The organism is bacterium (genome assembly GCA_040753085.1).
Taxonomy (GTDB): domain Bacteria; phylum UBA9089; class JASEGY01; order JASEGY01; family JASEGY01; genus JASEGY01.
In genome coordinates this window covers 1-13,052 of the sequence record JBFMHI010000017.1, presented here as the reverse complement: position 1 = coordinate 13,052, position 13,052 = coordinate 1, and the positions used below count along the sequence as shown (strand labels likewise).

Genomic DNA, 13,052 nt, shown 5'->3' with positions numbered 1-13,052 from the left:
AATATTTCGACCTGTGTGGTTATAAATCTTTTCCTTCGTCCCTGCGGGGCTTAATTTCCAATTCAATTCAGTGTTCCGTAGGTTAAAACCTACGGCTAAATTCCTTGGCACCTTCGGTGCATATCGCAATCTTATTCAAAAGTGAACATTGAAACAAATGGATTTTAACCAGGTTACCTTTATCGGCAAATTACACCTTAAGGTAAAGTTTTCATGGCGAACGGCTATATAATTTCTAACCGCACAGGTCGGAATTATTGACGCAGAAATGCCTACCGCCTATCTACAGGAGTTACTCCATAGGATAGAGGCCCGGTGCGTATCACCTAATTGGCCATAAGGGGTATATGAATAATCCAATCGAAAACCGCCCCATTTAAATCCCAGTCCCCCATTTATCCCGCTCTCTAAATGGGAAAAACCTGTTCTATAGCCAGCCCTTAATGAAAACATATCTTTAGGCCAGTATTCAGCCCCAAAAGAACCATCCAGCCTGCCTTCTTCTATAAGTAAGTTTATATCCTGGGCTAATAAAAAACGGTTGTTCAATAACTTATACGCCACACCCACCTTGAGATTAAGGGGCAATGGATCTTCGGCTTCAATAAACTTAACCTCGGGACCAATATTCTGGAGACACAACCCCAGACTTATCTTTTCCCTTATCTGGTATAGCATACCCAAATCAAAGGCGTAGGCCTTAATCGCCTCATCCTCATTTATCTGGTAAATAAGCTTAAGGTTCCCACCCACATATACCTTCCCTGGCAACCTATTAGCCAGAGACAGAATCAAGGCGGTATCAGATGAGGTAAATATGCCGTCCTTTTGGTAGTCCCCCGGGTTTTCACCTGTTTCTATCAGTCTATCCATACTACCCATATACAAATGCATTCCACCTATGCCAAAAACACCCCAATTAGTTGGCCGGCTATACCCTAAGTATTCGTATTTGATGTCCTGAAACCATCTGGTATGCATAAATGTGATCTGTGAACCCTTAATCAGGGATAAGCCTGAGGGATTATAATAGATGGTATTAATATCATCCCCCACCCCACAAAATGCCTCTCCCATACCCACTGCCCGGGCTGAGGTCGGGAGCTTCAAGAATTGAGCCCCGGTAAAGCCAAGGTGTTTTGCAGAGACAGGGGTTCCCACCAGGATAAAAACCGTAAGCCATACGACCTTCCATTTCCTCATATAAATCACCTTTTAAGGCTGAAGGCTGAAGGCTATTGAACTTCAGCCTATCTGCCTGAGTAGTTACTTCTATCTTATTATGGATAGCTTGCCTATGGCCTCATCCCCGTCCCTATCAGAATTCTTCAGGTAATAGATGTAGACCCCGGATGCTACGGATTCACCCCGGTTATTTTTCAGATTCCAATCATATATATTCTTTAGATCATCCTTATTCGCGGTAAAGACAAGCTCTCCGGCAATATTATACACTTCCAGCCTGCACCTTTTGGTTAGATTAAAGAAGTGGACCATCCACGTCTTGGAATATTCTTCCTTAAACGGATTGGGATACACCACCACATCCTTTAAACTTTCAGGTAGCTGTAAAAGTGAGGATAAGGCCTTGACCTTAAGGGTAATAGAGTGCTTCTTTGGGATATGCCAGGAGAGGGTAACCTTATCCTCAAGTTTTATGGATTCCGAAATCCGTGTATCCACCTTGGCCTCGACCGTTAGCTGCCTAATCTCACCTGGGTTCAGGCAGATTCCCTCCTCCTCTCCCCATTTAATTATCTTCTCTCTTCCATCAAGCCTGTAGGCGGGAGAAGCTTTTTTAGCGGAGTATAATCCGGAGGCCCAGATAAAATCTGTGTTTTTGGGTAATTCATTCTTTACCGTTACCCCTTCAGCCGTATCCTGACCCATATTTCCGCAGGTGATGGTATAAGTCAACACGTCATCCGGATACGCCACCGTCTTTGATACCTTTAAATCCAATAAAAAATCTACATAGTCTTTCTCTTTCTGAAGATCTATTTCACCCCGTGTCTCCCTTTCGTCCAGATCACCATACTCCTTATTATTATCCCCCTTGTATCTTCCACCATCGGGTGTGGTGCTCACCCGTAAGCTGGCGGAATATAGACCTTCCCGGGCCGTATCCTGAACCTCTAATTTAATGAAGAATTTGAAATCCGTATCCTGATCAATCCATACCCTATTTTCTGATATGGCCTGATCTTCCTCTTCCTGGTGAATCCCATCCCCATTACTATCCATAAGCAATTCTACGCTCAAATCCTCTGTTTTCTCCATTATTTCAAGGCTTATCTTCTGTCTTCCATTCCCCTTATTTTCGATGGAGCAGGGGTAATAACAGGCTGTGCCGATGCCTGTTAAACCAGAGAATGTCCTCAATGGACCGGGCTTTAAATCTATTCCATAGATCTGTGAAACAGCGAGCCTTACTTCATCTGATCTTACCCGCCCAGAATTCGGCTGGCTCTCTAACCCATAACTCATCTCGGCCGGTAGGTCTATTATGGATGTGCCCGCCGGGGTCACCGCCCATGAGATAGAGGCCTTGAGACAAAATAGGAGGATTAGAAATTTAATCATAGCCTTCTTCTTAATCAATGGTAACTTTATACCTGACCGTGCCTGCATCGTTATCTCCTGAGCCTGGACTTTCATCCTGGGCCGAATCCTGGCTGTCACCATCATCGGGTGAGATGTCCGTGGATATTATCCATTTTATTTCCTTCACTTCGCCTGGATGCAAATTATCAAAATCAGCCGGATGCCACTGGCCATCTGTGTCCTTATATTCAACCTCTATTTCACCCAAATGAGGACTATTGTAAGCCTCGGCAGAATCTATTACGTAACTCACATAATCAGGGAGGACATTAAAAACCTCTATATTGGTGGCCGTCCCCTTGCCATCATTATCATAAATAATATGGTAGGTGATGGTTGCCCCTGGCACCGGCGGCGAATCCTTCCCGGCCAGGGTAACCTCCTCGCTTTTTTCCAAAAAGATCTTCGGTGTATCAACCACTGTTATGGTAATAGCTATTTGACCGGCCGAGATATTATGACCAGAAAAGATAATAGTTAATAATAAAAGGGTAATTATATTTACCCATCTTATTAACCGGCGCATCTTACTTAACCTCAATCATATCCCTCCTCTCACCTTGGTGGTTTGCTTTCAGTAGCCAGAAGGACTTTTATATAACAGGCCAGACCAAAGGTCTCACCTCTACCTATATCTTCCTTTACCTCCACAAAAAACGCCCATTTCTTATCGAAATTCCCTTCTCTTTCCGGTATCTCTATAAACATTCTGACATCTTTCCATTCCTCAGGACCGACCGGAAGCTGTTTCTGGTCAAAGGAAATCCATGCCTGAGAAGGCAATTCTTTAAATCCTTCAGCCGTATTCGCCCCTAACTCACTCGGATTCACTACCCTTAAGGTATAACTTCTTACCTCCCTTGACCTATTCTTAATCTTTATCCTTCCTGGAAATTCGACTAATTCACCCACCTGGACATCCCTCCATTGGCAACTGGGAGGAGATACACTTAAGCCTCTGGCATAGACACCTTTAGCTTCGACTATCCCCAAGAGGATTACATATATAAGAGAAAATATCAAAATAGGTCTATTCATCTTACCTTAGGGCCTCTCCCCAAAACTGGTAAAAGTAGCCCAGCCGTCCCGGCGGTGAATATGAACCACCGGCGCGAGACGACTGGGCTACATTAATCTCTCTAAAAGGCTGTGGCGTCAACCGTCACCGTGAGAGTCTTTTGAGCACCTGAGGTCACCGAGCTTGGGGCCGTGAGTGTGTAATAGAGATAGGTGTCAGTATTGGCGGCTAAATTGGTGGTGATATCAGCGCCCGGGCCGGCAGTCTGAGTTATCGACACGGCGCCTGTCATATTAGGCGTGGGGCCAGCCTGCCAGGCAGTAAAGGCCTTGGCCGCCAGGGTGAATTGATCCGCGCCAATAGCCGCGCCCAATGTCCAGCCGTCAGTATTACTCACATAAGACTCAATATCAATGGCCACGTTGCTGGTGTTATCTACCTGGATGCCTTCATCACCAACTCCACCATTGTTAGAGTCCATAGTGCTGGCCGTGCTGGTGGCTACCTGACCAATAGCCCAGGTGCCATAATCGGCGCCCGCCTGGTTTAACAGGTTAATACTGATGTAGTTGACGGTGATGGTGATCTGAAAGGTATCAGTAGTGGCCGCCTCCGCCCTCTTAAGACCGCATATAAACACTGTCCCTAAAATTAAGAGTAAGATTAAAAACTTACGCATTTTATTTCCCCCCTTTTTTTAAACCTTTAATGATGGTTAGGCAAAAAGTCAAATCTTGCCACAGAGGCGTGGCTTTTTTCCCTTGGGACTTTTTGCCAGAGCATCTTTAATCTTATCATCTATAAAATTAACAGGGTCATCAAACACCTAACCTGAAAATGCCTCACCTCCTTTTTTAGGTGTGTAGCACCCTGAAAAAAATTTATTCTCCTTTTTTCTCTATCTGAACCCGCAGAAATTCTGGCCGTCCTTCATCAGGTTCCACAAAGACAATACCCTCCCATCCCAGATTCTGATATTCCGAGCCCTTCGGAATAAGGATATTCAAAGCCACCGTCTTCTCTTCCCCCGGCTTAACCTTCACCTTCGCCTTGCCAGGGACAACCCAGCTCGGATCCTTTACCCACTCATATCCAGGGGTGATACTTATATCTTGCTTAGCTTGTGATGCCTCAGGGATATAGGAAGTAAAGGTGTATGTCCGGACCTTTTCATCATTATTGTAAATCCTAAATTTTACCTTCTTCCCTTTTCCTTCTTTTATCTCTGTGGCCTTAAGAACAGTAGGCGCCAAACCTAAGACACCGTGAGGTCTTTCTTTTATCCTTTCTTTTGAAGTAGTCTCAATCATATAATTCGGTTTTACGCCTACTTTAAACATCTTATCTGTTGCCTCGGTAGTAACCTCTACATAAACCATCCAGTGCTGGTTAAGATACCTCTCCTCCTCCGGAATCTTAAGGTGCATCCTTAATTTTCCTTCACTGTTCGGCCCTATCTTGACTCTGTCTTCTTTAAAATAGAGCCAACTTGCGTCGGGTATCTCACTATAGCCCTTAAGCCAGTTCTTCTTAGCCTGAGACGGCTTAATCGGTTTGACTACAAATGTGTCTTCCGTGTCTCCCAAATTGGAGATAACCAGATCCACGCCTAAGTCGGCGTCCTGACCAATATCCATCCCTTGAAGGCAAAAGGCCCCCGGAGATACCCTGATACCGCCGGCGTAGGAAATGGGACAAATACCCATAATGATTAACAGTCCTAAACCCAAGACTACCATCCACCTCTTAACTAAAGTTTCCATCATACATACCCCCTTTTCCTCGATCCTCGATGCTCGATCCTCGATCCTCGATGCTCGATGCTCGATGCTCGATCCTCGATGCTCAAGCCTCGATTTTGGATACTGGATCCTTTACCAGCATCGAGCATCGAGCATCAAGCATCCCAGCATCGAGCACCCAGCATCGAGCATCGAGCATCCAGCATCGAGCATCAAGCATCAAGCACATCGAGCCTCAAGCATCCCAGCACCGAGCATCCAGCATCGAGCCTCGAGCATCAATGCCTATTAGTGCTCCCGACATCCAATAGTTACAGTAACGGCTTCCTGATCACCCTGGTTGACCGCCGTGGGTGTCCTCAGGTAAATATATAACTTTTCGCCAGTTGCGCTTAGGATATTATCGCCGTCATTGGTGCCTTCAAACTTCCCACTACCTCCTACCTGGGTCGCCCAGACAGGGAATGTATTAATCAAATCATTAGCCGTGGAAAAATCACCTTCCAGAGGGGCAGTATGGCCATTGAAAAGTCCCATTAATACACAGGTATTTTCTCCTGAAGAGCTTCCCAACGTCCAATTACTCCCCACGGCCATTATACTGAAATCTTCTGACACATTACCATCATTTTTGACCAGGACACAATTATTGATATCCATTAAATAAACGGTATTTAACGCCTTGCCCGAGCCTATGGTCCAGGTAGTATAGTCGGCGTTATCAGCCGCATTCCTTAAGGTAATGCTGAGGGCTATAAGGAGTTCATCGCTTCCCATATCATATCCAGCCGCGTAGGGTCTTACCTCTCCATCTATGTCATCCGCTGGGGCACTTTTTCCATTAAAGGAACTAGTGCCTGCTTCTATGCAAGGTGAGGTGGATTGGAGATGAAAATCATCATCAGCTCCATTCGGTCCACCTAAGGTATTATCTGCCCCATCGGGATCAACAAACTTGGGGTCACTATTTATGGCATGATTGATATCATCTGTCTGAGTAGAGGCGCCACACCAGTCAGCCAATGTCACCCGATCCCCACTCCAATAACCTACCTTGGCCCCCCCGTAGAAGTCATTATAATCAGAGGCAAAGCCAGACTGGTCGGAGACATAGATACAATATCCGATTGATTGGTAGAAGATGTTGTTAAAGACGGTAGCATTTTGGCCCTGATCAAGCTTGATAGCTGCCTCATTGCTAACATCGGCGTTTAGGTAAAAGGTATTATTGTATATCTTGGCATTATTAGAGGTGTAAAATAAGTTTATCCCATGACGTTCGTTATCGTAGATGAGGTTATTATAAATCTCAATATTGTTAGCATATCTGAGATGTATGCCGTCGTAACTATGGGAGTAGATCTTATTATTACGGATGATAAGATAATTATTCCCCGTTCCAAGAACCTCAACTCCAGACCCACTACTATAATTCCGGAGGGTAAATCCATCTATGGTGATATAGGATTTGCTGGAAATGGAAAAGCGGGAAGTTATTACCTCACCAGCCGAAAGGTCAGGAAATTCAGAGGCATCCCTATCGCCCACGTAGTTAATCCTCTTGCCGGCTGACCCATTATTCCCTACGCTTACTGACTCCCCATAGTTGCCTGGGGCGACATAAACCGTGTCACCGGCCACCATAGTCGAGGCTGCCTTGCCAATGGTCTTCCATGCCGCTGCGGCAGAAGGGCCCCGACCAGTATTGGCATTATTCCCATCGGGCCTAACATAATAATAGGTGGCTGGATAGGCAAATCTAAATACGGCATCAAAATTAGGCCAATCTGCCCAACTAGATCCCCCATCAGAAGAGGTCTGATTTATTGAATTCAGACCATCATAGTTTCGAGAGTTGCCCGCTACTCCATTATTAAAGGGCATATGCCACATATATTTATTACTGGAATTCCCGCCAGGGGTTTTTAGATAAAGACGATATTGTTTCCCATCAATGAGGGTTTGTGGGGTAGACAGGGTATAGGTGTACCAGGCATAGGAGGTAGTAATTTCTGAAGATGTAGCGATGGTTCCATTAGCCACCTCTACCGCATCAGTTATATTATAAAGAACAAACCGGCAATCGTTGGGTGGACTTCCGGCACATTTCAGGTATACAATTACCTGGGTAATAGTCTTGTCCCCACCGGCCCAGGTAAATCTTTCAGATTCATATATGCTGCCATACACACTGCCATAACCGGGGTCTGAACATGGATCTCCTTCGCGGATAGCGTCTGAATACTCTAATAAGTAAAGAGGCTGATAACCTTGAATAGTCCAGCCGGTTCCGTCGTAGAAAAGGGTGTTTGAATTGGGATCAGGTGCCTGATCATAGACGATTAGTTGATTTAATGGGGCGGTTGCCCGAAGGGCAATGGACTTGTTTGGATTATCCACCGGCTCAACTACAATGTGATAAACTGTGCCAGAGGTTAGATCTACATCAGGGGTTAAATCTGCCACCACCCACTTAGAAACTCCTGCTGTCGCAAGATCTTTATATCCTAACCATGTTCCACTGGGGAGGCCACTGCTATCTCCCTGAATGCCGTATCGGTATTTCATAGAACCCCCTTGATTATCCTGAAGATAGACCAATACGCGATTCACTGTTTTGGATGTCTGAGCTGTAAACCGCAGAGAGGCCTTTTTATTAAGAGCATTTAATGGGCCCATTGATACAGCATCAGTTACTAAGAACTGATTCCCGTAATAATATACCTGGGCGTTAACCCCTCGTGATACCCCTAATATTAGCAAACAAATTATTGAAAGGCTTAAAGTCTTCGGGGTATGATAATAAAAAATAAAGAAAATGGTAAATAACAGTTTTCTCATTAATTTTCCTCTCTAATCATCTATTCAATAGTATAACATAAATAAAATAAAAAATCAACCCTTAAATAAAAAAAATATAGAATAAATAGGTATTGATATAAAAAGCAATTTAATAGTGGCCCAGAACCTTATTTAGACACGCTCTAAGGTCATTTTACCAGGTGGAAGAGGAATTTTTTTCTTGACAAAGAGAAGTCGGGAGGGTATCCTTAACCAAGGAAGAATAGCGGTAACTACTCAGGTAGATAGGCTGAAGACTGAAGGCTGAAGGTTTTTAGGAATAAATACAGAGAGTAGATGATTGGACTTCCGCCTTCAGCCTAAACAACCTGAGTAGTTACGAATAGCTTTTAGGTGGGATATTTTAAAGTGAAAACTAATTTTGACTACTGTGTAGGTTTGGATATTGGAGCTGTCTTTATCAGGATAGTGGGGCTGGACGGAGTGGCTCCGGTGGATAACTGGAGTTTGGATAAACCAGTTAGTATCTGCTTGGCCCGCCGGCATAATGGAAATCCTGTTCAGGCCTTAAAAGAAGGTCTTCAGGAACTAAAATTGCCGGCTCATTTCAAGTTAGGCATAACAGGCTCTGGGGCTTTGCTTGTGGCCGGCCTGCTTGGCCGGCAGCCCATAGACCCTGTTCAGGCTGAGATCAAGGCGGTTAAAAAAGTTTTTCCCGGGGTGAGGAACATCATTAATGTCGGCGGGGCGAGTGTAACGCTTATTCAGTTAGACGAAGAGGGGAATTTTATTGATCATTCGACTAACTCTCTCTGCGCCGCCGGAACCGGCTCTTTCCTTGACCAGCAGGCCGGACGATTGGGTATTTCTTATCAAGACCTGTCTGACTTTCCGGTGGTTGACAACCCCCCTTCTATCGCCACCCGCTGTTCGGTCTTTGCCAAGACCGATCTAATCCACCGTCAACAGGAAGGATATGCCAAACCGGCCCTTTGGGCAGGACTGTGTAAAGGGATGACCGGCACCTTTCTCAACACCCTCCTTCGAGGCAGGCCTTTATCCGGTTTGACCGTGCTCACCGGCGGGGTAGCTCAAAACCAAGAAGTCGTCCGATGGCTTAGGGCCCGATATGTTGATCAGGTGCAGACATACCAGGAGGCGCCATACAGCGGTGCCATTGGGGCGGCCTATTTGGCTTCCCAGGTGGGTTGGGGAGAAGCGATAACTCTGGAAGACCTCCTGGCCAGACTCCAGGACCGGCCAAAAAGCAAGCCGGAAAGACCCCGGGGGAAACCCCTTCTCCTTAAAAAATCAACCTACCCTTCCTTTGAAGTGGCTGAATCCTATGTGGATCAGTATGACAATGAGATCCGGATAGGTAATTGGAAACAGAGCCCAGAACACAGAAAGAAGGTTTATCTGGGCATAGATATTGGTTCCACCTCTACCAAGGCCATCCTGCTGAGCCAGGAGGGAGAGGTAATAGCCGACCTCTACCGGAGAACGGCCGGCGATCCCATCGGGGCAACAAGGGCTATATTTTCAGCCATCGATGAAATAGGGGATCGTCGAAACACGTCTTTGAAAGTCCTGGGGGCAGGGACAACCGGCTCAGGCCGGAAATTAATTGGTCAGGTCATTGGCGCCGATGTGATCGTTAATGAGATTACCGCCCATTTAACCGGCGCTCGGTGGGTAGACCCGGAAGTGGAAACTATCTTTGAGATCGGCGGACAGGATTCAAAATATATCCGGGCTAAAGGTGGGCATATTGTTGATTCTAATATGAACTATGTTTGTGCCGCCGGAACGGGCTCTTTCGTGGAAGAAGTGGCTAAAAGACTGGGGTTTTCCCTTGACGAGATAGGTGATATAGCCTTAGGACTTACCCCGCCGCCTACCTCGGATCGCTGCACTGTCTTTATGGAACAGGATATAGATCGCCTGATCAGAGATGGATATACCAGGGAAGAATGTCTTGCTGCCGTCCTGTATTCAGTGGTTAAGAACTATTTAAACAAAGTGGTGGGTAAACGACCGATCAGCCGGGACAGGATCTTCTTCCAGGGGGCCACGGCCAGAAATAAGGCCCTGGTAGCCGCCTTTGAGCAGATACTTGGCGTAGAAATGATGGTCTCACCTTACTGTCATGTGCTGGGTTCTTTGGGGGCGGCTCTCTTAACCAGGGATTTTATACTATCTAAGGCCGGAGAAACCAGTTTTAAAGGGCTTGATTTATCCAGGCGAAAGATCGAATTAAAAAATGAGACTTGTGAACTCTGCCAAAATCATTGTCAGATCACCCTGGCCGAAATCGAAGGAGAATCAGACCGGCCTTCCTGGGGCTATATGTGCGGCCGTGACCCGGCGGATTCTAAGATGAGGATCAAAGAGGAATTCCTCCCCTTTAGAAAGCGGCAGAAACTACTGCTGACGCCTGCCTCGAAACTCGACGACTCGCAAGCGGGTGCCCCGAACTTGAAACCTGTTCGGATTGGTCTTCCCCAGTCTCTAACCACTTACAGCTTTCTTCCCCTCTGGAGGGAATTTTTTACCCAACTTGGCTGTCAGATCCAGCTTTCACCCAAGACTGATGACGAGATAACTAAAAAAGGCCTCGAGTTGGCCGCAGCGGATTTTTGTCTGCCGGTCAAGATCGCCCATGGTCATGCCCATTATCTGGCTGCCTCTGAAAAGGTTGATCTTATCTTTATGCCCTATATGATTAGCCCCCGGCGGAACCCGAAAACAACCAACACCTTTTTTTGCCCTTATGTGCAGATACAGTCGAGCTTTATCACTTCCAGCCTTTCTCTTCACGGGGTTTCAGCCGAGCGGTTTCTCTCGCCGGTTATTGATCTCAGGATGGATGAAAAGAAAGTGATTAAAAGGCTTTATGAGTCGCTGGGGCCGGCCCTTAACCGCCGCCGGAAACAGATTGCTTCTGCCTGGGGAAAGGCCCAACAGGCCCAGCAAGAATTTAGCGCCAGGTGTAAGGCCGAGGGAGAACAATTACTCCAGGACCTGGAACTTAAAGGTCAAAAAGCCATTGTTATCCTCGGACGTCCTTACAATACCTGTGACCTGGGGAGCAACTTAGGTCTTCCCCAGAAGATAGCCGAACTTGGTCTGCCCATAATCCCTATGGATATGCTCCCATACAACATCGAGGAGATTAATCCTGCCTTTAAAAATATGTATTGGGCCTATGGTCAGCATATCCTATGTGCCGCCCAATATGTGCGGGATAAGAAAAACCTTTTTGGGATATACTTCACTAATTTTTCCTGCGGTCCGGATTCTTTCCTGCTCGGATTAGTAGAAGAGATTATGGGGGACAAGCCTCTGCTCACCCTGGAGTTGGATGAGCACGGCGGAGATGCCGGCTATATGACCCGAGTGGAGGCATTTTTCGATGTGATTCGAGATTGGAAGGAAGAGGTGAAAATTATGCCGGCCATTTCTCTAAATGGCCGACCTGACTTAGTCGGCCGGAAACTCTGGATTCCACCGATGCATCCGGTTGGCTCCCGGCTCTTTGCGGCTGCCTTTAATGCCTTCGGCTATCAAGCTGAAGCCCTTCCCTCTGAAACGCCGGAAATATCCGATCTAGGCCGGTCTTTAACCCGGGGAAGTGAATGTCTTCCAGCGGCCGTAACTATCGGGGGTCTAATCCATAAATTGCAGGAGATAAAAGCCAATCCGGTTGAGCATGCCTTTTTCATGCCCTCAGCCGATGGCCCGTGCCGATTTGGGCAGTATCATTTGCTTCACCGGATCATCCTGGATCGACTGGACTATAAAGACCTGATCATACTTTCCCCCACCTGTTACAATGCCTACCAGGGACTTCCCCAGGGACTGAGGAGACTTCTCTGGAAGGCCATCCTGGTCTCGGATGTGCTGTATAAGGCCGCCTGTAAGACTCGCCCCTATGAACAGCCAAAAGGGCAGACTGACCAGGTTCTGGAGAAAGGCATTCAGCGGATGGTAGATGCCTTTGCCCAGGGCGCTGATTTAGAAAAGAACCTCAGATTATGCCTGGAGCATTTTTTCCGGATCCCCACGGTCAATCCTGGTTCCAAGCCACTGGTAGGCATAGTGGGTGAAATTTATGTCAGGTGTAATTATTTTAGTAATGATGAATTGGTCAGGGCCACCGAAAGCCTGGGTGGAGAAGCCTGGCTGTCTCCGGTTTCTGAGTGGATTCTTTATACCTCCTTTATGGAGGCTTGGGTGGCCAGAGAGCAAGGGGAGAATATATATAAACGACTTAAGGCTTCTCTTAAAAATCGTTTTCTCCTGGATGACGAAGAAAGGTTTTATGAATTGGCTGATTCTTTGCTTAAAGATCGGCACGAGCCGAATATTGAGGAGGTCATTAAGGAGGGAGAAAAATATCTACCCCGAAACTTCTACGGGGAAGCCATCCTGACCCTGGGCCGGGCCGCCCTCTTTGCCAGAGACGGCGCCCGACTAATCATTAATGCCGCCCCCTTTTCCTGCATGCCGGGGACCCTCACTTCGGCCCTCTCTCAACAAATCAAGACCGAGACCCACATCCCCATGGTCAATATGTTCTACGACGGCAAGGAAGGCCTTAACCAACGGCTCTCGGTCTTTCTGAATAACCTGACCTGAATCCCTTAGCCTAGTGCCTTGTCAAGCTTGCTTTAATGGGTTCGTCTTTTGTAAGAGTAACCCTTTATGATTGCTTATTTGGGTAATTATTTAACCCTTCGGCATAAAGACAAGCGCTAACAGATAACTTCTATCTTGACAAGGCTGTAGGGGCACGTTGCCACGTGCCCCTACAGTAAGGGCGATTCGCGAATCGTCCTTGCAAAAGGAGGAGGTAGGGGCGAATAATTATTCGCCCCTACTAA

9 protein-coding genes are annotated in these 13,052 nt (G+C 46.6%); 2 read left to right on the top strand and 7 right to left on the bottom strand.

Annotated features, from left to right (window positions below; translation table 11 throughout):
• Positions 1 to 279: 279 nt before the first annotated feature.
• The 6 genes from AB1797_03675 to AB1797_03650 form a co-directional block, all read right to left on the bottom strand.
• Positions 280 to 1,203, bottom strand: a complete 924-nt coding sequence (locus AB1797_03675; protein MEW5766713.1) for a PorV/PorQ family protein — start codon at positions 1,201 to 1,203, stop codon at positions 280 to 282.
• A gap of 69 nt (positions 1,204 to 1,272) precedes the next feature.
• Complete coding sequence (locus tag AB1797_03670) at positions 1,273 to 2,658, bottom strand: gliding motility-associated C-terminal domain-containing protein (protein MEW5766712.1); 1,386 nt, start codon at positions 2,656 to 2,658, stop codon at positions 1,273 to 1,275.
• Positions 2,594 to 3,145, bottom strand: a complete 552-nt coding sequence (locus AB1797_03665) for a hypothetical protein (protein MEW5766711.1) — start codon at positions 3,143 to 3,145, stop codon at positions 2,594 to 2,596. The genes AB1797_03670 and AB1797_03665 overlap by 65 nt, the downstream gene beginning before the upstream one ends.
• Positions 3,146 to 3,159: 14 nt before the next feature.
• Complete coding sequence (locus tag AB1797_03660; protein MEW5766710.1) at positions 3,160 to 3,642, bottom strand: hypothetical protein; 483 nt, start codon at positions 3,640 to 3,642, stop codon at positions 3,160 to 3,162.
• Positions 3,643 to 3,743: 101 nt separating this feature from the next.
• Positions 3,744 to 4,301 carry a hypothetical protein gene (locus tag AB1797_03655; protein MEW5766709.1) on the bottom strand — a complete coding sequence of 186 codons (558 nt, stop codon included), beginning with the start codon at positions 4,299 to 4,301 and terminating at the stop codon, positions 3,744 to 3,746.
• Positions 4,302 to 4,503: 202 nt separating this feature from the next.
• Positions 4,504 to 5,328, bottom strand: a complete 825-nt coding sequence (locus AB1797_03650) for a hypothetical protein (protein ID MEW5766708.1) — start codon at positions 5,326 to 5,328, stop codon at positions 4,504 to 4,506.
• Between the two features lies 1 nt (position 5,329).
• On the opposite strand from AB1797_03650, the gene AB1797_03645 reads away from it, so the two are divergent.
• Positions 5,330 to 5,656, top strand: coding sequence for a hypothetical protein (locus AB1797_03645; GenBank protein ID MEW5766707.1), 327 nt, complete (start codon positions 5,330 to 5,332; stop codon positions 5,654 to 5,656).
• On the opposite strand, the gene AB1797_03640 is transcribed toward AB1797_03645, so the two are convergent.
• Positions 5,653 to 7,932 (bottom strand): right-handed parallel beta-helix repeat-containing protein, encoded by a 2,280-nt coding sequence (locus AB1797_03640; GenBank protein MEW5766706.1) that lies wholly within the window; start codon positions 7,930 to 7,932, stop codon positions 5,653 to 5,655. The genes AB1797_03645 and AB1797_03640 overlap by 4 nt on opposite strands.
• A gap of 642 nt (positions 7,933 to 8,574) precedes the next feature.
• On the opposite strand from AB1797_03640, the gene AB1797_03635 reads away from it, so the two are divergent.
• Positions 8,575 to 12,807, top strand: a complete 4,233-nt coding sequence (locus AB1797_03635) for an acyl-CoA dehydratase activase (GenBank protein MEW5766705.1) — start codon at positions 8,575 to 8,577, stop codon at positions 12,805 to 12,807.
• Positions 12,808 to 13,052 lie beyond the last annotated feature (245 nt).

Coding starts and splice junctions, on each gene's coding strand:
- AB1797_03660 (MEW5766710.1), bottom strand. CDS start 3,642: ATGAATAGACCTATTTTGATATTTTCTCTTATATATGTAATCCTCTTG.
- AB1797_03675 (MEW5766713.1), bottom strand. CDS start 1,203: ATGAGGAAATGGAAGGTCGTATGGCTTACGGTTTTTATCCTGGTGGGA.
- AB1797_03640 (MEW5766706.1), bottom strand. CDS start 7,932: ATGAAATACCGATACGGCATTCAGGGAGATAGCAGTGGCCTCCCCAGT.
- AB1797_03670 (MEW5766712.1), bottom strand. CDS start 2,658: ATGAAAGTCCAGGCTCAGGAGATAACGATGCAGGCACGGTCAGGTATA.
- AB1797_03645 (MEW5766707.1), top strand. CDS start 5,330: ATGATTAACAGTCCTAAACCCAAGACTACCATCCACCTCTTAACTAAA.
- AB1797_03650 (MEW5766708.1), bottom strand. CDS start 5,328: ATGGGTATTTGTCCCATTTCCTACGCCGGCGGTATCAGGGTATCTCCG.
- AB1797_03655 (MEW5766709.1), bottom strand. CDS start 4,301: ATGCGTAAGTTTTTAATCTTACTCTTAATTTTAGGGACAGTGTTTATA.